The sequence below is a fragment of the Cellulomonas massiliensis JC225 genome, from assembly GCF_000312005.1.
GTDB classification, from domain to species: Bacteria; Actinomycetota; Actinomycetes; order Actinomycetales; family Cellulomonadaceae; genus Cellulomonas; species Cellulomonas massiliensis.
The window spans coordinates 2,459,259-2,485,488 of record NZ_HE978588.1; the positions used below are offsets into that span (position 1 = coordinate 2,459,259).

Here is a 26,230-nt window from a genome sequence, read left to right on the forward strand (position 1 = left end):
CACGAGCACCGGGTCGCCGTACGGCAGGTGCCGCAGCACGTTGCGCTCCGCCGCGAGCCCGGACACGTCCCGGGGCGCGAGGTCGGCCGACCAGGCCAGGGCGTCGCTGCGCGCGCCACGCTCGACCGCGGTCGCCTCGTCCGCCGGCAGGGCGGCCCGGGCCGCCTCGACCAGCGCGCGCACGCGCGGGTCGCGCACGTCCTCGCCGGCCGTCGCGGGGGCGGCGGACCAGCCGCCCAGGCCGTACAGGTAGCTCGGGCCGCCCGCCTTGGTGCCCGGGCCCACGGCCGAGCGCTTCCAGCCGCCGAACGGCTGCCGGCGGACGATGGCGCCGGTGGTGCCTCGGTTGACGTAGAGGTTGCCGGCCTCGACGCGGCGCAGCCACGTGTCGATCTCGACCGGGTCGAGCGCGTGCAGCCCGGAGGTGAGCCCGTACGCCACGTCGTTGACGAGGTCGATCGCGTCGTCGAGGGTCTCGGCCGTCATCACCGAGAGGACGGGCCCGAAGTACTCGGTCAGGTGCGAGGTGGCGCCGCGGCGGACGCCCACCCGGACGCCGGGCGTCCAGAGCCGACCCTCGTCGTCGAGCCGGCGGGGCTGCAGCGCCCACCGCTCTCCCGGGTCGAGCTGCGTGAGCCCGGCGAGCAGCTTGCCCTGCGCGGGCTCGATGAGCGGGCCCATCTGGGCGCTCGGGTCGGCCGGGAACGCCACGGTGAGGGACGACGCGGCGTCGAGGAGCTGGTCGCGGAACCGGCGCGACGTGCCCACCGAGCCGACGAGCACGACGAGCGACGCGGCGGAGCACTTCTGGCCCGCGTGACCGAACGCCGAGGCGACGACGTCCTTCACCGCCAGGTCGAGGTCGGCGCTCGGCGTCACGACGATCGCGTTCTTGCCGCTGGTCTCGGCGAGCAGCGGCAGGTCCGGCCGGAAGGAGCGGAACAGCTCCGCCGTCTCGTACGCACCGGTGAGGATCACCCGGTCCACGCCCGGGTGGGCGACGAGGGCGCGGCCGCGCTCGTCCTCCTCCACGTGCACGAGGCGCAGGACGTCGCGCGGGACCCCGGCCTCCCACAGCGCCTCGGCGAGCACCGCCCCGCACCGCTGCGCGAGGCCCGCGGGCTTGAGGACGACGGCCGAGCCCGCCGCCAGCGCCGCGAGCGTCGAGCCGGCGGGGATGGCGACGGGGAAGTTCCACGGCGGCGTGACGAGCGTGAGGCGCGCCGGCTCGAACCGCGCGCCGTCCACCGAGTCGAGGCCGCGGGCCAGCTCCGCGTAGTAGTGCGCGAAGTCGACGGCCTCGGAGACCTCGGGGTCGCCCTGGTCGAGCGTCTTGCCGGCCTCGGAGGCCATCACCTCGAGGAGCTCGCCGCGGCGGCTCTCGAGCACGTCGCCCGCGCGGTCCAGCACGGCGGCGCGCTCGTGCGCCGGCGGGGCGCCCCAGCGCTCGCCTGCGGCGCGGGTCAGCCGGACGGCGTCGTCGACGGCCGCGACGTCGGCGAGCGCCGCCGCGGCGATCGTCTCCTCGCCGAGCGTGCTCGCCGGGACGCGCGCGAGGATCTCGCGCGCCCAGGAGCGGTTGGCCGCCACCGCCGGGTCGGTGTCCGGGGTGTTCGTGAAGCGCCCGGGGCGGGCGGGCGGGACGGCGGCGTGCCGGTCCTGCGTGCGGTGCGGCGGCGGGACGTCGTCGTCCAGCGCGGTGAGGGACGCGAGGAACCGGTCGCGCTCGCGTGCGAACAGCCCCTCGTCGGAGTCGAGGTCGAAGACCGCGGACATGAAGTTCTCGGTCGAGGCGCCCTCCTCGAGCCGGCGGATGAGGTAGGCGATCGCCACGTCGAACTCGCGGGGCGCGACGACCGGCGTGTACAGCAGCAGCGAGCCGACCTCGCGCCGGACGGACTCCGCCTGGCCGGGCGCCATGCCGAGCAGCATCTCGACGTCGATGCCGTCGCGCACGCCGCGGCGGCCGGCGAGCAGCCACGCATACGCGACGTCGAAGAGGTTGTGGCCGGCGACGCCGAGCCGGACGTTCGCGATCCGGTCGGGGTGCAGCGCGTACCGCAGCACGCGCTTGTAGTGCGTGTCGGACTCCTGCTTGCTGCCCCACGTGGCGAGCGGCCAGCCGTGCACCTCGGCCTCGACGCGCTCCATCGGCAGGTTCGCGCCCTTGACGAGCCGCACCTTCACGCCCGCGCCGCCCCGGGCGCGCCGGCCCGCGGCCCACTCCTGCAGGCGGACCATCGCGGCGAGCGCGTCCGGCAGGTAGGCCTGCAGCACGATGCCCGCCTCGAGCTCGAGCAGGTGCGGCTGGTCGAGCAGGCGCATGAAGACCTCGAGCGTGACGTCGAGGTCCTTGTACTCCTCCATGTCGAGGTTGATGAACTTCGGCGTGGGGGAGGCCGCGGCGAGCGCGAACAGCGGCTCCAGCTGCTCCACCGTGCGGACGACGGTCTCCTCGAAGGCCCACGGGCTGTGCGGGGCGACGGTCGAGGACACCTTGATCGAGACGTAGTCGACGTCCGGGCGCGCGAGCAGGCGGCGGGTGCCCTCGAGGCGGCGGGCCGCCTCGTGCGTCCCGAGGACCGCCTCGCCGAGCAGGTTCACGTTGAGGCGCACGCCCTCGCGGCGGACGCGTGCGATCGCCGGACCCAGGCGGCGGTCGCTCGCGTCGATGACGAGGTGCCCGACGAGGTGCCGCAGGACGCGCCGCGCGACCGGGACGACGACGCCGGGGAGCGCGGGCGCGAGCAGCCCGCCGACGCGGACCGCCGCGCGCTGCCACGCGGGCAGGAAGGCGGGGACCTCGCCGGCGAGCTCGTGCAGGCGGCGCGCGGCGACGCGCAGGTCCTCGGGGCGGACCACCCCGTCGACGAAGCCCACGACGAACGGCAGGCCCGCGGGGTCCTTGAGCACGCCCGCGAGCTGGGCGGCCGACGCGTCCGCGGGCAGCTGGGCGGCCTCGTGCAGCCAGCGCCGGACGAGGGCCACCGCCTCGTCGGCGAGGTCGCGGTCGTCGTCGGGGCGGGCGCCGGGCGTGCGTGCGGAGGCGGGTGAGAGCGTCATCGAGGGTTCCTTCTCCGGACGTGGGGGTGCCGGCGCGACGCGGCTGGAGGGCGTCGGCGCCTCTGCGGCCATTCTCGGACCGGCAAGTCGTCAGGTACAGCGACGGATGCGGCAGGATGTTCGTCAGCTGCGCTGAACGATCGGTGCGCCGTGCCACCGCCCGACGTCCGCTCCCGCCCATCGCCACCCGGAGGTCCGCCGTGCTCGACCTGCGCCGTCTCGTGCTCCTGCGGGAGCTGTCCGTGCGGGGCACCCTCGCCGCCGTCGCCGAGGCGATGAGCTACAGCCCGTCGGCGGTCTCCCAGCAGCTCAGCCTGCTGGAGAAGGAGACCGGCATGGAGCTGCTGCGCCGCTCCGGCCGGGGCGTGCGGCTCACGCCCCAGGCCGAGGTGCTCGTCGAGGCGGCGGGTGTGCTGCTGGACACCATCGAGCGCGCGGAGGGGGAGCTGGCGGCATCGCTCACCGAGGTCCGCGGACGGGTGCGGCTCGCGGTCTTCCAGTCCGCGGCGCTGGCCCTGCTGCCGGCGACGCTGCGGACGATGGCCGACCGGTACCCCCAGGTGCGCGTCGAGATGGTCCAGCGCGAGCCGGAGACGGCGCTGCACGAGACGTGGGCCCGCGAGTTCGACATGGTGGTCGCGGAGCAGTACCCGGCGCACGCCGCCGCGTGGCTGCCCGGGCTCGACCGCCGGGAGCTCACCACCGACGCGATCCGCCTCGCGCTCCCGCCGGCCGACGCCCTGACGGCGTCGCGTCGTCCGGTCGCCGACCTGGAGGGCGCGGCCACGATGCCCTGGGTCATGGAGCCGCACGGGACGGCGTCGCGGCACTTCGCCGAGCAGACGTGCCGGGCCGCCGGGTTCGAGCCGGACGTGCGCTACGAGACGGCCGACCTGCAGGCGCAGATCCGCCTCGTCGAGACCGGGAACGCCGTCGCCCTGGTCCCCGACCTGGTGTGGGCGGGCCGCACGACGACGTGCCGCCTCGTCGACCTGCCGTCGTCGCCCCGTCGCACCGTGTTCACCGCGCAGCGCACGTCCGGGCTGGGCTCGCCCGCCGTGCGCGCACTGCGCGAGGTGCTCGAGGAGGTCGCCGCCGCGCACGCCGCCGGCGCCGCCTGACCCGCCGGACGCCCGCGCCGCCCGTCACCCCCAGTCGCGGCGGTAGCGGGCCTCGACGTGGCGCTCGAGCTCCTGCTCCTGCGCCTCGAGGCTCGTGCCGCGGTGCGCCGCGATGGCCTCGAGCAGGTACAGGCACAGCACCTGCTGCATCTCGATCGCCGAGGCCGAGCGGCGGCCGTGCGCGTCGTGCCAGCGGATCTGCGCCGCGTGCCGGGCGTACTCGTCCACCGCCGCGTCGACCGTGCGCAGCACCTGGCCGTCCGGGGTGACCAGCGGCTGACCCTCGACGTTCGTGAACGCGAGCGGGGGAGCGGCGGCCGACGCGGCAGGAGCCACGCCCGTGACCTGCCGCTGCTCGCTCTCCGCCGGGGTGAGCAGACGCGTCGCGCGCGCCCGCAGGTGGTACGGCAGGTCGGGGAAGCAGGCCGCGCAGGCGCGCCCGGCGGCCGCCTCGGCGATCTCGTCCACCGGGCGCCCCGACCACTGCGGCAGGCGCACGCGCTCGAGCCCGGTCGCCGCCGGGCAGTCGAGGGTGCGGTGGGCCAGGGTCACGTCGCCGTCGACGGTGAGGACGACCCGCGCCCAGCCGCCGCGCCGGTCGTGCTCACCGTCGAGCTGGCGCACGCACGCGCGCAGCTCGTCGATCTTGCGGGCCTGGTCGCGCGGGCTGCCCTGCAGCAGCTGCATCTGGAACTCCGACGCGGCGAACGCGGCGGCCACGCCCGTGGTCTGCCCGAACAGCTGCTCGGTGCGTCCGTGCTCGGAGCTGAGCTCGGCGATCTCCGCCTCGAGCCGGGCAGCGGTCTCGTCGATCTCCTGCGGGGTCATGCGCGCGATCTGTCGCGCGCCGGGCAGGCGGGCCATGGGTCCTCCACGTCGTCGTCGGCGGTGGCGTCGACGTCATGATCGGCCGTCGGGCGTCCGGACATGATCGGACGTTCGGATGAATCCGGATGCGCCCGTTCGTGTCCGGTCGGCGTGGGTGCCTGCCGGGTCGGCGCGGGTGCGCTCAGGCGGACGGGACCAGCACGAGCGCTGCCGTGCCCGCGAGCGTGACCGTGCCCTCGGCGACGTCCACCGTGGCGGGCGCCCACGACGCGCCGACCGCCAGCGCCGCGAGGCCGTCCACGGGCACCGACCGCTCCTGGGTGTCGAGGTTGAGCACCACGCGCGCGGCGCCGCGCCGCAGCACCAGCACGCCGCGCCACGGTCCGTCGGCGTCGTCCGGGCCGTCCCAGTCGAGCCCGGTCGCGGACAGGTCGCCGGTGGCGAGGTCGGGGACGGACCGGCGCAGCGCGACCAGCTCGCGGTACCAGTCGCGCAGGCGGGCGTGCGCGGGGTCGTCGAGCTCCTGGCGCCGCAGCCGCGCCGCGCGCGCCGTCGCCTCGTCCTGCGGGTCGGGCACGTCCGGGTCGCCGCCGTAGAGGTCGGCCCAGCCGTGGCCCCCGAACTCGGCGCGCCGCCCCTCGCGGACGGCCTGGGCCAGGTCGGGGTCCGTGAACGACGTGAAGAACGGGAACCGCCCCCGCGTGCCCCACTCCTCGCCCATGAAGAGCATCGGGGTGAACGGGGACAGGAGCAGGAGCGCCGCCTCGCACGCCAGCGTGCCCTCCGGCAGCCGCTCCGAGGGCCGGTCGCCGAGCGCCCGGTTGCCGACCTGGTCGTGGTTCTGGACGCTCACGACGAACCGGTGCCCGTCGGTCCCCTCCGGCACGGGCCGGCCCCAGTCGGCGTCGCGGAAGGTCGAGAACCCGCCGTCGTGGACGAACACGCGGGTGAGCGCGTGGCGCAGCACGGCCGGGGTCCCGAAGTCGACGTAGTACCCGTGCCGCTCGCCCGTGACCAGCGCGTGCACCGCGTGGTGGACGTCGTCGGCCCACTGGGCCGTCATGCCCCACCCGCCCTGGTCGGTGGGCGTGACCGAGACGACGTCGTTGAGGTCCGTCTCCGCGACGAGCCCCAGCGGGCGCCCGAGCTCGGCCGCAAGGGCCGCGACCTCGTCCGAGAGCTGCGCGAGGACGTGCCGGTCCGACTCGTCGACGAGCGCGTGCACCGCGTCCAGGCGCAGCGCGTCGAGGTGGAAGTCGCGCAGCCAGCGCAGCGCGGAGTCGACGATCCACCGGCGCACCTCGTGCGCGCCCGGCTGGTCGAGGTTGATCGCGGCGCCCCACGGCGTGTGGTGCGCGTCGGTCCAGTAGGGCCCGAACTCGCCGACGTAGGCGCCGGCGGGGCCGAGGTGGTTGTGCACGACGTCGAGGCAGACGCCGAGCCCGAGGGCGTGCGCGGCGTCGACGAAGGCCTGCAGCCCCGCCGGCCCGCCGTACGCCTCGTGGACGGCGTACAGCCCGACGCCGTCGTAGCCCCAGCCGCGGTCGCCGTCGAACGGCGCCACCGGCATGAGCTCGACCACGTCGACGCCGAGCTCCACGAGCTCCTCGAGGTGGTCGGCCGCAGCGGCGAACGTGCCCTCGTCGGTGAACGTGCCGACGTGCAGCTCGTAGAGGACCCGCCCCCGGACGTCGAGGCCGGCCCAGCCCGCGTCCGACCAGTCGAACCGCGCGGCGTCGAACACCCGGCTGGGGCCGTGCACGCCCGCGGGCTGCCACGCGCTGCGCGGGTCGGGCCGGCCGGGGCCGCCGTCGAGGCCGAAGGCGTAGTCCGTGCCGTGCGGCAGGTCCCGGTCGCCGGTCCACCAGCCACCGGGCTCGCGGCGCATCGCGTGCGCCTCGCCGTCGAGCACGAGGTCGACCCGGCCCGCCTCGGGCGCCCAGACGCGGGGGATCACGGCTCGTCCCGCACGAGCAGGGCGACGGGGAGGCGGTCCAGCAGCCCCGCGACGCCGACGACGCCGCCGTCGACCTCGTGCCCGGTGAGCGCGTCGCGCCAGCGGCCGGCCGGCAGCGCGACCGTGTGGTCCGCCCAGCCGCCGAGGCGCTCCACCGAGGCGGCGAGGCGCGTCGCGACGACCGCGACGCTCGGCTCGCCGGCGACCGTGCGCGCGTAGGTGATCGTCTGCCCGGACGAGTGCGCGAGCGGCACGTACCCGGCCTCCGGGCCGACGAACGCCTCCGGGCGCTCGCGCCGCAGCCGCAGCGCCCGGGACGTCACGAGCAGCTTCTCGTCCGCCAGGTCCCGCGGGCCGGCCCCGTCGTCCAGCCGCGCGAGGCGGGCGGCGAGCGGCTCGACGTCCACGGGCCGGCGGTTGTCGGGGTCGACCAGCGTCGGCACGGGCACCTCGGTGCCCTGGTACACGTCGGGCACCCCCGGCAGCGTCAGCTGCACGAGCTTGGTGCCGAGCGTCGCGGCGCGCACCGCCGTGCGCGTGCGGGCCTCCCAGTCGGCGAACAGGGCCGTGACCGCGGGATCGGTGCGCGCCTGCCGGGCGAAGTCGAGCACCGCGCGCTCGTACGCCTCGTCGGGGGCCGTCCAGCTCGTGCGCGACTTCGCCTCGCGGATCGACTTCGTCAGGTAGTCGACCAGGCGGTCCTCGTCGAGCGGGCCGTCCTCCGTCCACGTGCCGGCGAGCGTCTGCCACAGCCACGACTCCGTGCGGCCGTCGAGCCGGGCGCTGCGGGACGACGCTGTCGCGGCGCGCGCGGCGTCGACCAGCGCGGCCCACTCGACGGGCAGCTCCGACAGCACGCCGAGCCGGTTGCGGGTGTCCTCGTTGCGCTTGGTGTCGTGGGTCGAGAGCGTCGTCATCGCGAGCGGCGCCATCACCTGCTGCGCGGCCGCCCACGCCGCCAGGTCCGTCGGCGTGAGCGCGAACCGCTGCGGCGCGCCGCCGACCTCGCAGAGCCCGACCAGGTGTGTCCAGCGGTAGTACGTGGTGTCCTCGACGCCCTTGGCGGTGACGGCGCCGCAGGTCTGCTGGAACCGGACCACGAGCTCGTCGCGCCGCGCACCGCGCGTCCGCCCGGCGCTGCCGACCTCACGGCCGAGCAGGAGGTCCACGAGCACGTCCATCGTCGCCGACCGCTCGGGGGACATCCGCGAGCGCGCGACGTCGGCGGCCTCCTCCAGCGCCTGCACCGACTCGGGGTGCACGGGCTCGCCGGGGACGACGTACGCGCGGTACCGGTCGAACGCCACCAGCAGCTCGACGAAGCACTCGAACAGCGCGCGCCAGGTGTGGTCGCGCAGCCGCAGGTCGTCCGCGCAGATGCTGGCGGCGAGCTGCGTGAGGCGGAACACCTCGGCGTACAGCGGGCCGTCGACGACCTCGCGCTTGGCCTGCTCGACGAGGGCCTCGAACCCGTCCGAGGGGTCGCCGGTGAGCCGGTGCATCGTCGCGCCGAGCCGCGCGGCGCCGCCGGGGTCGACGAACGTCTGCTGGATGCGCCACAACGCGTCGTAGCCCGTCGTGCCGGCCGTCCACCAGTCCGCGGGCAGCGACTCGTCGCCCTCGAGGATCTTCTCGACGACGACCCAGGCGCCGCCGCTCGCCGCGTGCAGGCGCTCGAGGTAGCCCGTCGGGTCCGCGAGGCCGTCCGGGTGGTCGATGCGCAGCCCGTCGAGCGTCCCGTCGGCCAGCAGGTCGAGCACGAGCCGGTGCGTGGCGTCGAACACGTCCGGGTCCTCGACGCGGATCGCGACGAGGGTGCCGACGTCGAAGAAGCGGCGGTAGTTGAGCTCCTCGTCCGCGACGCGCCAGTAGGCGAGCCGGTAGTGCTGCCGCTCGACGAGCTCGACCAGCGGCAGCGCCTCGGTGCCCTCGCGGACGGGGAACACGTGGTCGAAGTACCGCAGGACGGTGGTGGGCCCGACCCCGGGCACGTCCACCTGGTCGAGCGTCAGCTCGTCGCGGGCGATGACCGCGCCGATCCGGTCGCCGAGCACGGGCATGAGCACCGCGCCGTCCTCGGCGCTCCAGTCGACGTCGAACCAGTGCGCGTACGGCGACTGCGACCCCTCGGCGAGCACCGACCACAGCTGACGGTTGTGCCAGACCGGCGTGGGCACGGCCATGTGGTTGGGGACGATGTCGAGGACGAGGCCGAGGTCCGCCCCGTGCGCGGCCTGCGCCAGGCGGCGCAGGGCGGGCAGGCCGCCGAGCTCGGGCGCGACCTCGTCGTGGTCGACGACGTCGTAGCCGTGCGTCGACCCCGGCGCCGCCCGCAGCACCGGCGAGAGGTAGACGTGCGTGACGCCGAGCGCCGCGTAGTAGGACACGCGCGCGGCCACGTCGTCGAGCGTCAGGTCGGGGCCGAGCTGCACGCGGTACGTCGACGAGGGCACCGGACGGCCGGCGGCCGTCAGCCGCCTCGTCGGGGTCTGGCGGGCGTCGCTCACGCGTCGTCCGCCGTCCCGTCGGGTGCGTCCGTCGTCTTTCCCGTCGGGGTCGCCGGGCCGCCCGCGGGCTCGCCGGCGGCGTCCTTGCGGCGCGATCGCCGCTCGGGGGCCCGCCGGGGGCCGGTGGACGTCCGGGCCGCCTCACGCGCGGCCTCCGCGATGGCCCCCGTGCCGGAGGCGGTGGGCACCGGCTCCATCGGCGGCCGCGTCAGGACGACGAGGGAGTGGCGCGCGAGCACGACCTCCTCGCCGGGGCCGGCGGTGTCGCCCGCGTCGAACTGGCTGTCCGTGTCGAGGACGACCGTCCACTCCCGGCCGTACTCGGCCTCGGGCAGCGTGAACGACGTCGGCTCGGGCTGCCCGTTGAACAGCACGAGGAAGCTGTCGTCGACGATCTGCTCCCCGCGCAGGTTCGGCTCGATGATCGCGTCACCGTTGAGGAACACCATGACGGCGCGCGCGAGCGACTCGTTCCACTCGGTGTCCTCCATGTGGGAGCCGTCGGGCGACAGCCACGCGATGTCGCCGAGCTCCGACTCGCCGCCGTGCTCGGCGGAGCCCGCGAAGAACCGGCGGCGGCGGAACACCGGGTGCTCGCGACGCAGGCGCACGACCCGCCGCGTGAACTCCAGCAGCGCCGTCTGGGTCTCGTCGAGGTCCCAGTCCACCCACGACAGCTCGTCGTCCTGGCAGTACACGTTGTTGTTGCCCTGCTGCGTGCGCCCGAGCTCGTCGCCGTGCGCGAGCATGGGGATGCCCTGCGACAGCATGAGCGTCGCGATGAAGTTGCGCTGCTGGCGCGCCCGCAGGGCGATGATCGCGGCGTCGTCGGTGGGGCCCTCGACGCCGCAGTTCCACGACCGGTTGAAGCTCTCGCCGTCGCGGTTGTCCTCGCCGTTCGCCTCGTTGTGCTTCTCGTTGTAGGACACGAGGTCGCGCAGCGTGAACCCGTCGTGCGCCGTCACGAAGTTGACGCTCGCGATCGGCCGCCGCCCCGTGTGCTCGTACAGGTCGGAGGAGCCCGACAGGCGGCTCGCGAACTCGCCGAGCCGCGAGGGCTCCGAGCGCCAGAAGTCGCGCACCGTGTCCCGGTACTTGCCGTTCCACTCCGACCACAGCGGGGGGAATCCCCCGACGAGGTAGCCGCCCTCGCCGATGTCCCACGGCTCGGCGATGAGCTTGACCTGCGAGACGACCGGGTCCTGGTGGACCAGGTCGAAGAACGCCGAGAGGCGGTCGACCTCGTGGAACTGCCGCGCGAGCGTCGCCGCGAGGTCGAACCGGAACCCGTCGACGTGCATCTCGGTGACCCAGTAGCGCAGCGAGTCCATGATGAGCTGCAGGACGTGCGGCGAGCGCATGAGCAGGCTGTTGCCGGTGCCCGTCGTGTCGAAGTAGTGGGCCTTGTCGTCGTCGACGAGGCGGTAGTAGTTCGCGTTGTCGATGCCGCGGAACCCGAGCGTGGGGCCGAGGTGGTTCCCCTCCGCCGTGTGGTTGTAGACGACGTCGAGGATGACCTCGATGTCCGCCGCGTGCAGCTCGCGGACCATCGCCTTGAACTCCTGGACCTGCTGGCCGGGGCCGCCGAACGCGGCGTAGGCGTTGTGCGGCGCGAAGAACCCGATGGTGTTGTAGCCCCAGTAGTTGGACAGGCCCTTCTCCTGCAGCGACGGGTCGTTGACGAACTGGTGCACCGGCATGAGCTCGATCGCCGTGACGCCGAGCTCCTTGAGGTGCTCGATGACGGCCGGGTGGGCCAGCCCCGCGTACGTGCCGCGCAGCTCCTCGGGCACCGCCGGGTGCAGCTTCGTCAGGCCCTTGACGTGCGCCTCGTAGATGACCGTCTCGTGGTACGGGTGCTCCGGCGGCCGGTCGTGGCCCCAGTCGAAGAACGGGTTGACGACGACCGACTGCATCGTGTGCGGGGCGGAGTCGTCCTCGTTGCGCTGCGTCGGGTCGTCGAACTGGTACGAGTACAGGGACGGGTGGCCGTCGACCTGCCCGTGGATGGCCTTGGCGTACGGGTCGAGCAGCAGCTTGCTCGGGTCGCACCGGTGCCCGTTGCTCGGGTCGTACGGCCCGTGCACGCGGTAGCCGTAGCGCTGGCCCGGCTGCACCGCCGGCAGGTACCCGTGCCACACGAACGCGTCGACCTCCGGGAGGTCGACCCGGGTCTCGGTGCCGTCGGGCTCGATGAGGCAGAGCTCGACGCGCTCGGCGACCTCGGAGAAGATCGCGAAGTTGGTCCCGGCGCCGTTGTACGTCGCGCCGAGCGGGTAGGGCTGACCGGGCCAGATCTGCATGCGCCCACCCTGCCAGCAGGACGCGTGCTCGGCATGGCGCCCGGGGCGAATGGTGCACGAACCGGTCCGGGCGTTCGTCACAGCGTCCTGCGGTTGCGGCACGTGCCGTCGTACCCCTGGGCGCGTGGCGTGGCGCGTGAGCAGCCTCTTGCGCGCCGGCGGTCCCCCTGGTGCGCTGTCGGTTCCGGGCGCGCGCGTGCGGCCCACGAGGGGAGCACCGATGACGGTCGTGGTGGTCGGCGGCGGGCTGGCCGGGGCACGCACGGTGGAGCACCTGCGGGGCGGCGGGTACGAGGGGCGGCTGGTGCTGCTGGCGCAGGAGCCCGAGCTGCCGTACGAGCGGCCGCCGCTGTCGAAGGGGTACCTGCAAGGCCAGGAGCCGCGGGAGCACTCCCGCGTCCACGACGAGAGCTGGTACGCCGCCCACGACGTCGAGCTGAGGCTCGGCGTCACGGCGGCCGAGCTCGACCTCGGCGCCCGGGACGTCGTGGACGCGACCGGTGCCCGGCACGGCTTCGAGCACCTCGTCCTGGCGACGGGGTCGCAGCCGCGCCCGCTCGACGTGCCCGGCGCCGCGCTCGACGGCGTCGTGACGCTCCGCACGCTCGACGACAGCGACCGGCTGCGCGCCGCGATCGACCGCGCCCGGCGCGTCGTCGTCGTCGGGGGCGGGTGGATCGGCCTCGAGGTCGCCGCCGCGGCGCGCACCGCGGGCCGCGAGGTCGCCGTCGTGGTGCGCGGTGCGCTCCCGCTCGACCGCGTGCTCGGCCCCGAGACCGCGCCGCTGTTCGCGGACATGCACCGCGAGCACGGCGTCGACCTGCGCCTGCGGGCGGACGTCGCGGAGGTCGTGCCGGACGGCAGCGGGTCGCGCGCCGGCGGGGTGGTGCTGGCGGACGGAACCCTGCTCGAGGCCGACCTCGTCGTGGCGGCCGTCGGCGCGGCACCCCGCACCGCGCTCGCCGAGCGGGCCGGGCTGGCCGTGCAGGACGGCGTCGTCGTCGACCAGCACCTGCGCTCGAGCGTGCCGCACGTGCTCGCCGTCGGCGACGTCGCCCGCGCGCACCACCCCTTCTACGGCACCCACCTGCGCGTCGAGCACTGGGACAACGCCCAGCACCAGCCCGCCACGGCTGCCGCCACGATCCTGGGCCGGGACGAGCCGTACACCCGGCTGCCGTACTTCTACACGGACCAGCACGACCTCGGCATGGAGTACGTCGGCTGGACCGGGCACGACGGCCGCGGGTACGACGACGTCGTCGTGCGCGGGGACGTGGGCGCGCGGGAGGTCGTCGTCCTCTGGCTGCGGGCGGGCCGGGTGGTGGCCGGCATGAACGTCAACGTCTGGGACGTGAACGACGACATCCGCGCCCTCGTCGAGCGCCGCGTCACCGTCGACCGGGCGGCGCTCGCGGACGCGTCGGTCCCGCTCGGGGAGCTCGGTCGCTAGGCCGGCGCCCGGGTCAGCGGACCGTCACGGCGGTGGCGCGCCGCACCACCTCGTCGTCGGTCGCGCCCTGGGCGCGCCAGGACTGCTGCTGGACGGCGCCCGTGCCGCGCAGGAGGACGTCGCCCACGAGCCGGTCGACGAGCTCGTCGTCCCCGAGCCGCTCGAGCGTGGGGCGCGCGTGCTCGACGAGCGCGCCCACGACCTCCGCCGCAGGCGCGGGCTTGCCGGTGAGCGGGTGGACGAGCGTGCCGGTGACGCCGTCCTTGCCGGCGCGCCACGACGCGGCCCGCAGCAGCTCGGTGCGCGGCTGGTCGACGGCGGGGGAGTCCGCCAGGCCCCGCACGAGCGCCGCCTGCAGCACCGCGTCGGCGGCGTCGAGGCACACGTCCGCGACCCGCACCTCCACGGTCGGGTAGCGGGCGGAGAGCCGGGCGTCGAAGTAGATCATCCCGTCGTCGAGGATCGTGCCCGTCGCGAGCAGCTCCTCCACCACGCGGTGGTACTCCTCGGGCGTCCCGAACGGCGCCGTCGGGCCCGCGGTGGGCCAGCGGCCCCACACCTGCGAGCGGTAGGACGCGTAGCTCGTCGACCGTCCCTGCCACGACGGGCTGTTCGCCGACAGCGCCATGAGCACCGGCGCCCACGGCCGCAGCGTGTCGACGATCCGGACGCCGTCGCGCTCGTCGGTGATGCTGACGTGCACGTGGCAGCCGCACGTGAGCTGCTCGCCGGCGGTGTAGCCGAAGTGCGCGCGGATCTCGTGCGCGCGCCGGTCGGGCAGCGTGGTCGGCCGCACCTTGTGCGGGCTGGTGCCGAGGGCGGCGATCCGGGCCCCGGCCCGCTGCGCGGCCTCGTCGGCCTGGCGACGGCGTCCCCGCAGGTCCTCCAGGAGGTCGGCGAGGCTCTCGTGGGGGTGCGTCGAGATCTCGATCTGCTCCTGCTTGAACTCCTTCTCGACGTCACCCCCCGGGCGGTCGTCCTCGGCCGTGGCGCCGCGTGCGGCGCGGCTCAGGTGGGCGTGGCGCAGCACGGCCGGCGACACCGAGGCGGTCCCGCCCTCCGGCGTGACCAGCAGGTACTCCTCCTCGACGCCGACGGTCCGGACGCTCTGGGTGGTCTGCACGGGCTCAGTCTGGGGGAGCGGCGCCCGGTGCGCGCGCGCTCCTGGGGGACCTGCGTCACACCGCGCTCGTCAGCCGGCGGCGCGGTCGAGCGCCGTCATCGTCTCCTCGAGGGTCGCGCGCACGTGCTGGGCGCGCGCGGCCACGCCCGCCGCGGCGAGCACGCGCTCGACCCGGCCGAGGTCCGCGTCCACGGCCCGCACGTCGCGGCCGGCGAGCGTCACCACGACCCCGGCCGCGTCCAGGGCCGTGAACGCGTCCTGCCAGCGCTCCGCGCGCACGGCGACGGCCGTCGTGGCACCGACGATGTCGTCCTCGCTGCCGGCCGCGACCGCACGCCCGCGCGACATCAGCACGAGCCGGTCGCACTGCTCGGCCTCCTGCAGGTAGTGCGTCGTGACGAGCACGCCGACGCCGGCCTCGGCCCGGTCGCGCACCGTGTCCCACAGCCGTGCGCGCGCGAGCGGGTCGACGCCCGACGTCGGCTCGTCCAGCACCAGCAGCGCCGGCTCGTGGGCGAGGGCGGCGGCGAACGAGAGCCGGCGCTGGCGGCCCAGCCCGATGGAGCCGACCAGGGCGTCGGCGACCTCCGCGAGGTCGTCCGGCACGGCGGCCGGGGTGCCGAACGCGTCGGCGACGAAGGCGAGGTTCTCGCGGACCGTGAGGTCGTCGTACAGGCCCAGCCCCTGCGGGACGTACCCCAGGCGGCGCCGGCTCGCGCGCGAGGGCGGCGCACCGAACAGGTGCAGCGTGCCCGACGAGGGCGGCAGCAGGCCGAGCAGCATCCGGATCAGCGTGGTCTTGCCCGCGCCGTTCGCACCCAGCAGGCCGACGACCTCGCCCGGCGCCACGGTCAGCGAGACGTCGTGCACCGCCGTGAACGACCCGAACCGGCGGGACACCTCGCGCACGTCGACGAGCGGCTCAGCCACGGAGCGCCTCCTGAGCGAGCGCCGCCGCGATGACGGCGTCCTCCAGGTCCGGCGGGTCCAGCGGCTCGCCGCGCGCCGGCGTGCGCGGCGACCACTCGTGCAGCTCCCGCCCTCGCCGCCAGGCCCGCGCGCGGTCGGTGGCCTCGGCCGTCCGCACCACGACGCCGGGCGCGTCCCGGACGACCGCGTCGGGCGGCCCGGACAGCAGGGCCCGCCCGCCGTCGAGCACGAGCACGTGCGCGCACCGCTCCGCCTCGTCGAGGTACGTCGTCGCCATCGCGACCGCGGCGCCGCGGGCCGCCGCCCCCGAGACGAGCCGCCACAGGTCGACCCGGCTCACGGGGTCGACGCCCGTGCTCGGCTCGTCGAGCACCAGCAGCGGCGGCTCGTGCAGCATCGCGAGGCAGAACGCGAGCTTCTGACGCATGCCGCCGGACAGCGCGGACGCGAGCCGCCCGCGCACGTCCTGCAGGCCCGCCGCGCCCAGGAGGTCCCGCCGCCGGCGCGCCAGGGCCTCTCCGCGGACGCCGTAGGCCGCGGCGACGAAGTCGACGTTCTCGTCGACCGTGAGCTCCCGCCACACGCCCGACGCCGTCGGCATGAAGCCGCTCCGGTCCGGGGGCGGCGCGTCGACGTGCCCGTCCGCAGGAGCCACCGCGCCCGCGAGCGCACGCAGCAGCGTCGTCTTGCCCGCGCCGTCACCCCCGACGACGGCGACGACCTGGCCGGCCGGCACCGCGAGCGTCACCCCGTCGAGCGCGACCCGCTCGCCGTGCCGGACGGTGAGGTCCCGCACTCCCCACGTCATGCCCGCACCTGCGCGTGGGCCGGCGCGTGCGGCGCCCGGGCGGCCCGGCGCCCGGGCGCGAGGTCCCGGCGGAACCGCAGCACCGCCGCGGTGAACACGACGGTCGCGAGCACCGCCAGCACGACGTACGCCGGCCACAGCGAGTCCAGGCCGGCGCCCCGCAGCATCACGCCCTGCGAGAGCTGCACGAACCAGGTGAGGGGCAGGCAGTAGCCGATCGCGGCGATCCAGGCGGGCATCGCCTGCAGCGGGAAGATGAAGCCGGACAGCAGGATCTGGGGCAGCAGCGTCATGAGCGCCACCTGGATCGCCTGGCCCTGCGTCTGCGACGCGGTCGAGATGAGCACGCCGATCCCGAGCACGACGAAGAGGAAGACGGCCCCGCCCAGGACGAGCAGCAGCGGGTTCCCCTCGAACGGCACGTGGAAGATCCAGACGCCGAGCAGCGTCACCAGCGCCATGTCGACCGAGGCGAGGATGAAGTAGGGCGCGATCTTCCCCACGATCACGTCGGCGGGCCGCAGCGGCATGACGGCGAGCTGCTCGAGCGTGCCGGTCTGCCGCTCCCGGACGAGCCCGATGCTGGTGATGATCGTCCCGACGAACGTGAGGATGAGCCCGATCAGCGCGGGCACCATGACCCACGACGTCTCCAGGTCGGGGTTGAACAGGATCTCGACGTGCACGGCGTCGCCCGCGCGGCCGAACGCGGCGCTGGCGGTCTGCGCGACGAACAGGCTGGAGCCGTCGACGTAGGCGGTCGGCGGCGTCGTCGCGGTGTCGACCACGACGTCGGCCTCGTTGTCGCGCACCATCGCGCGGGCATCGGCGGCCGTCGCGGACGGGTCGGTCGCGACGACGTCGAAGAGGTCCGGCGCCAACGCGGCCACCTGGTCCGCGCCGGGGCCGACGGCCTTCGTCGTGATGCTGTCGATCGTGAAGTTCGCGGCGTAGCCGAAGACCACGAGCAGGACGACCGGGAGGGCGACGAGCATCGCCACCGTCCGGCGGTCACGGCGCAGCTCGCGGAACTCCTTGAGGATCATCGCGCGCATCGCGGAGCCTTCTCCCTAGGATGGACGAGAAAAGTTCGTCACGTGAGGAAATCTAGGGAGGTGCGGCACGGTGGTCAACCCCGCGGCCAACCCCGCGCGCGGCCGGCGGCCCGGCCCCAGCACGACGCGCGAGCAGATCCTCGCCGCGGCCCGCACCCAGTTCGCCGAGCACGGCTTCGAGCGCACGTCGATGCGCGCGGTCGCCCGCGCGGCCGGCGTCGACGCCAAGCTCGTCTCGCACTGGTTCGGCACCAAGGACGAGCTGTTCGCCGCGGCGGTCGAGATCCCGTTCGACCCGGCGGACGTCGTCGCGCTGCTGGACGCCGTGCCGCGCGAGCGGATCGGCGAGCGGCTCGCCGGGTTCTTCGTCGGCGTCCTCACCGACCCGCTCGCGGGCGGCCGGGCGGCGGCGATCGTCCGCTCGGCGGCGACGTCCCCGGGCGCCGCCACCGTGCTGCGCGAGACGATGGTGCAGCGCCTGCTGGTGCCCGTCGCCCAGCACATCGGGGCGGACGAGCCCGAGCTGCGCGCCGAGCTCGTCGCGAGCCAGGTCGTCGGCCTCGTCGTCCTGCGCCGCGTCGTCGGCGTCGAGCCGTTGACGTCCCTGCCCGCCGCCCGGCTCGCGGCCGTCCTCGCGCCCACCGTCCAGCGCTACCTCACCGGCCCGCTGCCCCCGGCGCCCTGACCGCCGGCGCGTCGGGCCCGGTCGAACGCCCGCCCCGCCGCGCGTCACCCCGACGAGCGCCGGCACCGTGCCGGCCACGACCTGGAGGACGAACCATGAGCCTGTACCTGCTGGGAGTGATCGAGCCCGTCGGGCCGGCCCCCGACCCCGAGCTGCTGGAGCCGGTCATGGCGGCCGTCGCCGCGATCGACCGGGAGCTGCGCGACGCCGGTGCGCACGTCTTCGCGGGCGGCCTCGCCCAGCCGGCCGAGTCGCTGGTCGTGCGGGCGCACGACGGCGACGTCGTCCACGCCGACGGGCCCTACGTCGAGTCGACCGAACACCTCGGCGGCTTCACGATCGTCGACGTCGCCTCCCGCGAGGAGGCGGTGGCGTGGGCCGACCGGTTCGCCCGCGCGATCGGGCTGCCGATCGAGGTGCGCCCCTTCCGGCGCTGACCGTCACGCGGCCGGCTCGTCGCACGCCACGCCCGACGGCGCCCTACACCTCGAAGACGTAGCCGAGCCCCGGCTGCGTCACGAGGTGGCGCGGGTGGGACGGGTCGTCCTCGAGCTTGCGGCGCAGCTGCGCGGAGTACACGCGCAGGTAGTTCGTCTCGTCGGAGTAGGCCTGGCCCCAGACCTCCTGCAGGAGCTGGCGCCGGGGGACGAGCCGGCCGCGGTGGCGCACGAGCACCTCGAGCATCGACCACTCCGTCGGCGTGAGCCGCACCTCCACCCCGTCGCGCAGCACGCGCGCCCGGGCGAGGTCGATCACCAGCGAGCCGGCGGTCACGACCGACTCCTCGCCGTCGGCGGGGGCGGCGGCCCGGCGCACGGCGGCGCGCAGGCGCGCGAGCAGCTCGTTCATGGCGAAGGGCTTGGTGACGTAGTCGTCCGCGCCCGCGTCGAGCGCCTCGACCTTGTCCTCGCCGTGCTGGCGCGCGGACAGCACGACGACGGGGACGCGCGTCCACGCGCGCAGCGCGGCGATGACGTCCAGCCCGCTCATGTCGGGCAGGCCGAGGTCGAGCAGCACCACGTCGGGCACCCGCTCCGCGGCGGCGGCGATCGCGCTCGCGCCGTCCGCCGCCGTGGTCACGTCCCACCCCGACGCCCGCAGGGTGATCGCAAGGGCGTGCGCCAGTCCGGGCTCGTCGTCCACGACGAGGACGCGGTTGCTCATGGGGCGGTCTCCCGGGTCGCGGGGGCGTCGGCCAGCGGCACGACGACCACCATGGTGAGGCCTCCACCGGGCGTGTCCTCGGGGCGGACCTCGGCGCCCACGGCGTCGGCGAGGCCCTGCGCCACCGCCAGCCCGAGCCCCAGCCCGCTGCCGGCCGCGTCGCCGAGCCGCTGGAACGGCTCGAACAGGCGCGGCTTGAGGTCGTCCGGCACGCCGGGACCGCGGTCCACCACCTGCAGCACCATCGACGGGCCCGCGGACGCCGCCCCTGCCGGCGCCGTCTGCGCGCCCACCGTGACGGCGGTCCCGGCAGGGGCGTGCCGGACCGCGTTGTCGACGAGGTTCGCGACCACCCGCTCCAGCAGGCCGGGGTCCGTCAGCACCAGCGGGAGCGTCTCGGGCAGCTCCAGCCGGACCTGCGGGTGCCCCTCGGCGGCGACCGGCACCACCTCCTCGAGGCTCACGGGGCGCAGCCGCGGCCGCAGGCTGCCGGTCTGCAGGCGTGAGAGGTCGAGCAGGTCGTCGATGAGGTGCTCGAGGCGTCCGGTGGCTGCGGCGAGCGTCGCGACGAGGGCGTCGCGGTCCGCCTCGCTCAGCCGGAGCTCGTCGTGGGTGAGGGCGTCGACCGCCGCCCGGATGGTCGCGAGCGGCGTCCGCAGGTCGTGCGAGACGGCCGCCAGCAGCGCGGTGCGCGTGCCCTCGGTCTGCTCGAGGACGCGTGCGTGGTCGGCGCGCTCGCGCAGGCGCTCCTGCTCCAGCAGGACGCCGACCTGCGAGCCGAACGCCTCGAGCACCCGGCGGTCGGAGGCGGGCAGGGCGCGGCCGCTCAGCGCGAGCAGGCGGGTCTCGTCGACCTCGACGACGGTCGACGCGGCCGCCGGGTCGTCGGCGGCCGCGCCGTCGCGGGCGAGCGTCACCCACCTGCCGCCGTCCCGCGCGAGCAGCGCGACGCCGTCCAGGGTGAACGTCTCGCGCAGCCGCGCGACGAGCGCCTCCGCGGTCCCCTCGCCGGACAGCACCGAGCGGGACACCGCCGCCAGCGCGCTCGCCTCCGCGCGGGCCCGGAACGCGTCGGAGGTCCGCCGCGCCGCCAGGTCGACCACCGAGGCGACCCCCGCGGCGACCAGCACGAACACGGCCAGCGCGAGCGCGTTCTCCGGCTCGGCGACCGAGAGCATGCCCGTCGGCTCGGTGAAGAACCAGTTGAGGAGCAGGAACCCGAGGACGGCGCTGACGAGGGCCGGCCACAGCCCGCCGACGAGCGCGACGAGGACCGTGAACGCGAGGAACAGCAGCAGGTCGCTCGGCAGCTCGAGCACGTCCTCGAGCGCCAGGAGCAGGAGGGTGAGCAGGGGCGTGCCGAGGAGGGCGGTGAGCCAGCCCGCGACGCGGCGGCCACGGGACAGGGGGGACGTGCGGGCCGCCCGTCGCCCGGTGCGGGCCTGCTCGTGCGTGACGAGGTGCACGTCGATCGCGCCGGCCAGCCGGGCGATCTCGGTGCCGTGCCCCTCGGTGAGCGCCTCGCGCAGCCGGCTCCGGCGGGAGACCCCGACGACGATCATCGTCGCGTTGACGCCGCGCGCGAAGTCCACCACGGCGCTCGGGACGTCCTCGCCGACGACGGTGTGCAGGGTGCCCCCGAGCTGCTCGACGAGGCGGCGCTGGGCGGCGAGCGTCGCCGGGGGCACGCGGGGCAGGCCGTCGGTGGCGAGCACGTGCACCGCGAGCAGGTCCGAGCCGGCGGCGCGCTGCGCGATCCGGGCCCCGCGCCGCAGCAGCGTGTCGGTCTCGGGGCCGCCGGTCACCGCGACGACGACCCGCTCGCGCGCCGGCCAGGGCGTCTCGATCGCGTGCTGGCGGCGGTAGTCGGTGAGGTCGTCGTCGACGAGGTCGGCGAGCCACAGCAGCGCCAGCTCCCGCAGGGCGGTGAGGTTGCCGAGCCGGAAGTACGACGAGAGCGCCGCGTCCACCTGCTCCGCGCGGTAGACGTTCCCGTGCGCGAGGCGCCGACGCAGCGCCTGCGGCGGGAGGTCGACGAGCTGGATCTGGTCGGCCGCCCGCACGACGTGGTCGGGGACGGTCTCGCGCTGGCGCACCCCCGTGATCCGCTCGACGTCGTCGTTGAGCGACTCCAGGTGCTGGACGTTGACGGTGGTCAGCACGTCGACGCCCGCCTCCAGGAGCTCCTGCACGTCCTGCCACCGTCGGGCGTGGCGCGAGCCGGGCGCGTTGGTGTGCGCCAGCTCGTCGACGAGCACGACCTGCGGGGCGCGGACGAGGACCGCCGCGACGTCCAGCTCGCCGAGCGCGAGGCCGCGGTGCGTGAGCTCCAGCCGGTCGAGCACCTCGAGCCCGTCGAGCTGTGCGGCGGTCGCCGTCCGGCCGTGGGTCTCGACCAGACCGACGACGACGTCCGTGCCGCGGGCTCGCCGGCGGTGCAGCTCGTCGAGCGCGGCGTAGGTCTTGCCCACCCCGGGCGCCGCGCCCAGGTAGACCGTCAGCCGGCCGCGGCGCACGCCGCTCGGCTCGCTCGTCACGAGGCCATTGTCCGCAGGGCGAGGTTCAGGCGCAGCACGTTCACCCGCGGCTCGCCGAGCACGCCGAGGTCGCGCCCGAGCGTCGACCGCCGCACGAGCGCTCGGACCTCCCGCTCCGGCAGCCCGCGCTCGCGCGCGACCCGGGGCACCTGCTGCAGCGCCCACGCGGGGGAGATGTCGGGGTCCAGGCCGGAGCCGGACGCCGTGACGGCGTCGGGGGGCACGAGACCGGGGTCGACACCGTCCTGCTCCGCGGCCTGCGCCCGGCGCTCCTGCACCTGCCGCACGAGGTCGGGGTTCTGCGGCCCGAGGTTGGAGCCTCCCGACGCGCGGGTGTCGTACCCCTCGCCCGCCGCCGACGGCCGGGGGTGGAACCACTGCGGGCCCGTGAACGCCTGGCCCACGGGGGCCGAGCCCACCGCGAGCGCGCGGTCCGTCGTGCGTGCGCCGTCCGCGATGAGGAGGGAGCCGTGCGCCTGCCACGGCAGCAGCACCTGGGCGGCGGCGGTGACCGCGAGCGGGTACGCCAGGCCGAGGACGAGGGTGAGCACGGCGAGGACGCGCAGGCCGGCCCACGTCTGGCGCAGGAACGGGACGGCGGTGGCGGGGCGCAGGGGGGCGGGTGCGGTCACGAGAGGACTCCCAGGGCGGTGACGAGCAGGTCGACGAGCTTGATGCCGACGAACGGCGCGACGAGGCCGCCGACGCCGTACAGCAGGAGGTTGCGGCGCAGGAGGGCCGAGGCGGAGGCCGGGCGGTAGCGCACGCCCCGCAGGGCGAGCGGCAGGAGCGCGACGATGACGAGCGCGTTGAAGACGACGGCCGAGAGCACCGCCGACTCGGGGCTGCCGAGGTGCATCACGTCGAGGACGCGCAGCGGCGGGAACGCCACCGCGAACATGGCGGGGAGGATCGCGAAGTACTTGGCCACGTCGTTCGCGATGGAGAACGTCGTCAGGGCACCGCGCGTGATGAGCAGCTGCTTGCCGATCTCGACGACCTCGATGAGCTTGGTCGGGTCGGAGTCGAGGTCGACCATGTTCCCGGCCTCCTTCGCGGCGCTCGTGCCCGAGCTCATCGCGACGCCGACGTCGGCCTGGGCGAGCGCGGGCGCGTCGTTGGTGCCGTCGCCGCACATCGCGACGAGGCGACCGCCGGCCTGCTCGCGGCGGATGAGGGCGAGCTTGTCCTCCGGGGTCGCCTCCGCGAGCACCTCGTCGACACCGGCCTCGCGGCCGATGGCCTCCGCGGTGACCCGGTTGTCGCCCGTCACCATCACGGTGCGGATGCCCATGGCCCGCAGCGCGTCGAAGCGGTCGCGCAGGCCGTCCTTGACGACGTCCTTGAGGTGCACGACGCCGAGGACCCGGGCGGGCCGGTCGCCGACCTGCTCCGCGACCACCAGCGGGGTGCCGCCGGTCGCCGCGATCGCGTCGACGGTCGCCGCGACGTCGTCGCCCGCGTGCCCGCCGGTGGACCGGACCCAGTGCGTCACGGCGGCCGCCGCGCCCTTGCGGACGCGCCGCGGGTCGACACCGTCGAGGTCGACGCCGCTCATCCGGGTGCGGGCCGAGAACGGCACCAGGGTCGACCCGACGAGCTCGCCCTCCGGACGCTCGCGCAGGCCGAACCGCTCCTTGACCAGCACGAGGACCGACCGGCCCTCCGGCGTCTCGTCGGCCATCGAGGACAGCTGCGCGGCGTCCGCGAGCCGCTCCACCGGGACCCCGGCGGCGGCGACGAGCTCGGAGGCCCGCCGGTTGCCGAAGGTGATGGTGCCGGTCTTGTCGAGCAGCAGGACGTCGACGTCTCCGGCCGCCTCGACCGCCCGGCCGCTCGTCGCGAGCACGTTGCGCCGCACCAGCCGGTCCATGCCGGCGATGCCGATGGCCGACAACAGCGCGCCGATCGTCGTGGGGATGAGGCACACGAGCAGGGCGACGAGGACGACGAGCCGCTGCGGCGCGCCCGAGTAGACCGCGAACGGCTGCAGCGTCACCACCGCCAGCAGGAAGACGATCGTCAGCGACGTGAGCAGCACGTCGAGCGCGACCTCGTTGGGGGTGCGCTGCCGCTGCGAGCCCTCGACCAGGGCGATCATCCGGTCGACGAAGGTGCGTCCCGGCTCGGCGGTGATCCGGACGACGACCTCGTCGGACAGCACGACCGTGCCGCCCGTGACGGCGCAGCGGTCGCCGCCCGACTCGCGGATGACAGGGGCGGACTCGCCGGTGATCGCCGACTCGTCCACGCTGGCGACCCCTTCGACGACGTCGCCGTCGCCGGGGATCGTCCGGCCGGCCCGGACGACGACGACGTCACCCGGCCGCAACGTCGAGCTGGGCACCTCCTGCGTCGGGAGCGCCGCGAGGCCCGTGGTGTGCTCGAGCGTGTCCGGCGGCGCGACGACGCGCAGGGCGGTCGTCTCGCGCTGCGTCGCGCGCAGGCTCGCGGCCTGCGCCTTGCCGCGGCCCTCCGCGACCGCCTCCGCGAGCGTCGCGCACAGCACCGTCAGCCAGAGCCACGCCGTGATCGACCAGGCGAACGCGTCGGGCTCGATCGCGGCGAGCACGGTCGTGAAGGCCGCGCCGACCTCGACGACGAGCAGCACCGGGGTGCGCCGCAGGCGCCGGGGGTCGAGGCCTCGCAGCGCGTCGGGCAGGGCGGCCGCCAGCTGGCGGACGGACAGCACCGTGGGCGCGCCGGCCACCGGGCGGGCGGTCACGGGCGACGACGGGCGGACGGGGGTGCTCGTGCTCATGAGAGGGACTCCACGACGGGGCCGAGGGAGAGGGCGGGGACGAAGGTCAGGCCGACGACGACGAGCGTGACGGCGACGAGCAGCCCGACGAACAGGGGGGAGTGGGTCGGCAGCGTCCCGGCGCCGGCCGGCACGCGGCGGGCGCTCGCGAGCCGGCCGGCGAGCGCGAGGACGAGGGCGATCGGCACGAACCGACCGACGAGCATCGCGAGGCCGAGCAGGGTGTCGTAGTACGGCGTGCCGCTCGACAGCCCCGCGAAGGCCGAGCCGTTGTTGTTGCCCGCCGACGCGAACGCGTAGAGCACCTCGGACAGCCCGTGGGGCCCGTGCTCCTGCAGGCCGGCGAGACCCGGGCCGCTGACGACGGACAGCGCCGTGCCCACGAGCACCACGGCCGGCATCGTCAGGACGACGAGCGCGACGAGCGTGATCTCCTCACGCCCCAGCTTCTTGCCCAGGTACTCGGGCGTGCGGCCCACCATGAGCCCGGCGAGGAACACCGCCACGACGGCGAGGACGACCAGGCCGTAGACGCCGGACCCGACGCCGCCGGGGGCGACCTCGCCCAGCAGCATCCCGACCATGGCGACGCCGCCGCCCGGCGCCGTCAGCGAGTCGTGCATCGCGTTCACCGCACCGGTGGACGTCATGGTCGTCGACGCCGCGAACAGGGCCGACGCCGCCTCGCCGAACCGCACCTCCTTGCCCTCCATCGCCGCGCCGGCGGCGCGCCCGACCGCGCCGGCGCCCGAGAGCTCGGCCCAGGTGAGCAGCGCGACGGACGCGAGCCACAGCGTCGACATCGTCGCGAGGATCGCCCAGCCCTGGCGGCGGTCGCCCACCATGACGGCGAACGTGCGCGGCAGGGCGAACGGCAGCAGGAGCATCGCGACGACCTGCAGCGCGTTCGTCCAGGGCGTCGGGTTCTCCAGCGGGTGGGCGGAGTTGGCGTTGAAGAAGCCGCCGCCGTTCGTGCCGAGCTGCTTGATCGCCTCCTGCGACGCGACCGGCCCGCCCAGCACCTCCTGCGTGCCCCCCGCCAGGGTCGTCACCGCCTCGTGCGGCAGCAGGTTCTGGACCACGCCACCCGCGACGAGGACGAGCGCGAGGACGGCGGCCAGCGGCAGCAGCACCCGCACGGTCGTGCGCACGAGGTCGGCCCAGAAGTTGCCGACGCGGGCGTCCGTCCCGCTGCGCGCGAAACCGCGGGCGAGCGCCGCCATGACGGCGACCCCCACCGCTGCGGAGACGAAGTTCTGCACCGTCAGCCCGGCCATCTGGAGCAGGTGCCCGGCCGCCTGCTCGCCGGAGTACCACTGCCAGTTGGTGTTCGTCGCGAACGAGACGGCCGTGTTCCAGGCCCCCGCGGGGTCGAACGGCGCCGTGCCGAGGCTGAGGGGGAGCGCGGACTGCAGGCGGGCGAGCGCGTACAGCACCACGACCGACGCCAGCGAGAAGCCCAGCAGCGAGAGCAGGTAGGTGCTCCAGCGCTGCTCGGCGTCCGGGTCGACGCGCATGAGGCGGTAGCCGGCGCGCTCGACGGCGAGGTGGCGCGGTGACGTGAGGGTGCGTGCGACGTGGTCGCCGAGCGGACGGTGCGCCGCGGCCAGGACGAGGACCACGAGCAGGACCTGCCCGGCGGCGGTGAGGACGACGACGGCGGAGGGGGCGGACGCGGTCACGGCTCAGCGCTCCCCGTCCGGGCGCAGCAGGTGCGCCACGAGCAGCACGAGGAGGCCCGCCGCGAGCACGAGGGCGACGACGTCGGCCGCGCTCACCGGCGGTCGGCCCGTCGGGCGAGGGCGGCGACGGCCGCGAAGAACACGACCGTGAGGGCGAGGTAGGCGAGGTCGGCCATGGCCGGTCCGTTCCACGAGAGGGCGAGGCACCGTGCGGGTGCAGACCCCGGTCTACGCGCGCCACGGGTGAGCGGCG

At 75.5% G+C, this 26,230-nt stretch carries 18 protein-coding genes; 4 read left to right on the forward strand and 14 right to left on the reverse strand.

All coding sequences use genetic code 11. The features are described 5' to 3' along the window. Positions 1-3,063 (reverse strand): bifunctional proline dehydrogenase/L-glutamate gamma-semialdehyde dehydrogenase (locus HGCM_RS18140; protein WP_051016078.1); only part of this gene is annotated, 3,063 nt, incomplete at its 3' end. A 200-nt stretch (positions 3,064-3,263) separates the two neighbouring features. On the opposite strand from HGCM_RS18140, the gene HGCM_RS11690 reads away from it, so the two are divergent. After that, the gene (locus HGCM_RS11690) at positions 3,264-4,184 is read left to right on the forward strand and encodes a LysR family transcriptional regulator (protein ID WP_019137022.1); all 921 of its coding nucleotides are present in this window, start codon (positions 3,264-3,266) and stop codon (positions 4,182-4,184) included. Between the two features lie 24 nt (positions 4,185-4,208). On the opposite strand, the gene HGCM_RS11695 is transcribed toward HGCM_RS11690, so the two are convergent. The 4 genes from HGCM_RS11695 to glgX all read right to left on the reverse strand — a co-directional run bounded on the left by HGCM_RS11695 (position 4,209) and on the right by glgX (position 11,779). Then, positions 4,209-5,048 carry a hypothetical protein gene (locus HGCM_RS11695; RefSeq protein ID WP_019137023.1) on the reverse strand — a complete coding sequence of 280 codons (840 nt, stop codon included), beginning with the start codon at positions 5,046-5,048 and terminating at the stop codon, positions 4,209-4,211. A gap of 145 nt (positions 5,049-5,193) precedes the next feature. Continuing rightward, positions 5,194-6,969: a malto-oligosyltrehalose trehalohydrolase gene (treZ, locus tag HGCM_RS11700; RefSeq protein WP_019137024.1), complete on the reverse strand. Its 1,776-nt coding sequence runs from the start codon at positions 6,967-6,969 to the stop codon at positions 5,194-5,196. Then, positions 6,966-9,476 carry a malto-oligosyltrehalose synthase gene (gene treY / locus HGCM_RS11705; protein ID WP_019137025.1) on the reverse strand — a complete coding sequence of 837 codons (2,511 nt, stop codon included), beginning with the start codon at positions 9,474-9,476 and terminating at the stop codon, positions 6,966-6,968. The genes treZ and treY overlap by 4 nt, the downstream gene beginning before the upstream one ends. Continuing rightward, on the reverse strand, positions 9,473-11,779 hold the full coding sequence (gene glgX, locus HGCM_RS11710; RefSeq protein WP_019137026.1) for a glycogen debranching protein GlgX: 2,307 nt from the start codon (positions 11,777-11,779) through the stop codon (positions 9,473-9,475). The genes treY and glgX overlap by 4 nt, the downstream gene beginning before the upstream one ends. Before the next feature lie 220 nt (positions 11,780-11,999). Between glgX and HGCM_RS11715 the strand changes: the two genes are divergently transcribed. Further along, positions 12,000-13,232, forward strand: coding sequence for an NAD(P)/FAD-dependent oxidoreductase (locus HGCM_RS11715; RefSeq protein ID WP_019137027.1), 1,233 nt, complete (start codon positions 12,000-12,002; stop codon positions 13,230-13,232). A gap of 13 nt (positions 13,233-13,245) precedes the next feature. Here HGCM_RS11715 and HGCM_RS11720 read toward each other — a convergent pair whose 3' ends face one another. The 4 genes from HGCM_RS11720 to HGCM_RS11735 form a co-directional block, all read right to left on the reverse strand. Further along, positions 13,246-14,355: a carboxylate-amine ligase gene (locus HGCM_RS11720; RefSeq protein ID WP_019137028.1), complete on the reverse strand. Its 1,110-nt coding sequence runs from the start codon at positions 14,353-14,355 to the stop codon at positions 13,246-13,248. Positions 14,356-14,424: 69 nt separating this feature from the next. Next, positions 14,425-15,285 (reverse strand): ABC transporter ATP-binding protein, encoded by an 861-nt coding sequence (locus tag HGCM_RS11725; RefSeq protein WP_019137029.1) that lies wholly within the window; start codon positions 15,283-15,285, stop codon positions 14,425-14,427. Then, the gene (locus HGCM_RS11730) at positions 15,278-16,093 is read right to left on the reverse strand and encodes an ABC transporter ATP-binding protein (protein WP_026075432.1); all 816 of its coding nucleotides are present in this window, start codon (positions 16,091-16,093) and stop codon (positions 15,278-15,280) included. Before HGCM_RS11730 ends, HGCM_RS11725 begins: the two co-directional genes overlap by 8 nt. Beyond that, entirely contained in the window at positions 16,090-17,148 is a 1,059-nt protein-coding gene (locus tag HGCM_RS11735; protein WP_019137031.1) for an ABC transporter permease, read from the reverse strand. The genes HGCM_RS11730 and HGCM_RS11735 overlap by 4 nt, the downstream gene beginning before the upstream one ends. A gap of 70 nt (positions 17,149-17,218) precedes the next feature. Between HGCM_RS11735 and HGCM_RS11740 the strand changes: the two genes are divergently transcribed. Then, entirely contained in the window at positions 17,219-17,833 is a 615-nt protein-coding gene (locus tag HGCM_RS11740) for a TetR/AcrR family transcriptional regulator (protein WP_019137032.1), read from the forward strand. A gap of 95 nt (positions 17,834-17,928) precedes the next feature. Continuing rightward, complete coding sequence (locus tag HGCM_RS11745) at positions 17,929-18,270, forward strand: YciI family protein (protein WP_019137033.1); 342 nt, start codon at positions 17,929-17,931, stop codon at positions 18,268-18,270. 43 nt (positions 18,271-18,313) lie between these two features. On the opposite strand, the gene HGCM_RS11750 is transcribed toward HGCM_RS11745, so the two are convergent. Genes HGCM_RS11750 through kdpA form a run of 5 tightly spaced genes read right to left on the reverse strand, consistent with a single transcriptional unit; the run spans position 18,314 to position 25,977 of the window. Continuing rightward, entirely contained in the window at positions 18,314-18,997 is a 684-nt protein-coding gene (locus HGCM_RS11750; RefSeq protein ID WP_019137034.1) for a response regulator, read from the reverse strand. Continuing rightward, on the reverse strand, positions 18,994-21,534 hold the full coding sequence (locus HGCM_RS11755; RefSeq protein ID WP_019137035.1) for a DUF4118 domain-containing protein: 2,541 nt from the start codon (positions 21,532-21,534) through the stop codon (positions 18,994-18,996). Before HGCM_RS11755 ends, HGCM_RS11750 begins: the two co-directional genes overlap by 4 nt. Then, on the reverse strand, positions 21,531-22,166 hold the full coding sequence (gene kdpC, locus HGCM_RS11760; protein ID WP_019137036.1) for a potassium-transporting ATPase subunit KdpC: 636 nt from the start codon (positions 22,164-22,166) through the stop codon (positions 21,531-21,533). The genes HGCM_RS11755 and kdpC overlap by 4 nt, the downstream gene beginning before the upstream one ends. Continuing rightward, positions 22,163-24,295: a potassium-transporting ATPase subunit KdpB gene (kdpB, locus tag HGCM_RS11765; RefSeq protein WP_019137037.1), complete on the reverse strand. Its 2,133-nt coding sequence runs from the start codon at positions 24,293-24,295 to the stop codon at positions 22,163-22,165. The genes kdpC and kdpB overlap by 4 nt, the downstream gene beginning before the upstream one ends. After that, entirely contained in the window at positions 24,292-25,977 is a 1,686-nt protein-coding gene (gene kdpA, locus HGCM_RS11770; protein ID WP_019137038.1) for a potassium-transporting ATPase subunit KdpA, read from the reverse strand. Before kdpA ends, kdpB begins: the two co-directional genes overlap by 4 nt. Between the last annotated feature and the right edge of the window lie 253 nt (positions 25,978-26,230).

Coding starts and splice junctions, on each gene's coding strand:
- HGCM_RS11695 (WP_019137023.1), bottom strand. CDS start 5,048: ATGGCCCGCCTGCCCGGCGCGCGACAGATCGCGCGCATGACCCCGCAG.
- glgX (WP_019137026.1), bottom strand. CDS start 11,779: ATGCAGATCTGGCCCGGTCAGCCCTACCCGCTCGGCGCGACGTACAAC.
- HGCM_RS11715 (WP_019137027.1), top strand. CDS start 12,000: ATGACGGTCGTGGTGGTCGGCGGCGGGCTGGCCGGGGCACGCACGGTG.
- HGCM_RS11730 (WP_026075432.1), bottom strand. CDS start 16,093: ATGACGTGGGGAGTGCGGGACCTCACCGTCCGGCACGGCGAGCGGGTC.
- HGCM_RS11735 (WP_019137031.1), bottom strand. CDS start 17,148: ATGCGCGCGATGATCCTCAAGGAGTTCCGCGAGCTGCGCCGTGACCGC.
- HGCM_RS11745 (WP_019137033.1), top strand. CDS start 17,929: ATGAGCCTGTACCTGCTGGGAGTGATCGAGCCCGTCGGGCCGGCCCCC.
- HGCM_RS11750 (WP_019137034.1), bottom strand. CDS start 18,997: ATGAGCAACCGCGTCCTCGTCGTGGACGACGAGCCCGGACTGGCGCAC.
- kdpB (WP_019137037.1), bottom strand. CDS start 24,295: ATGAGCACGAGCACCCCCGTCCGCCCGTCGTCGCCCGTGACCGCCCGC.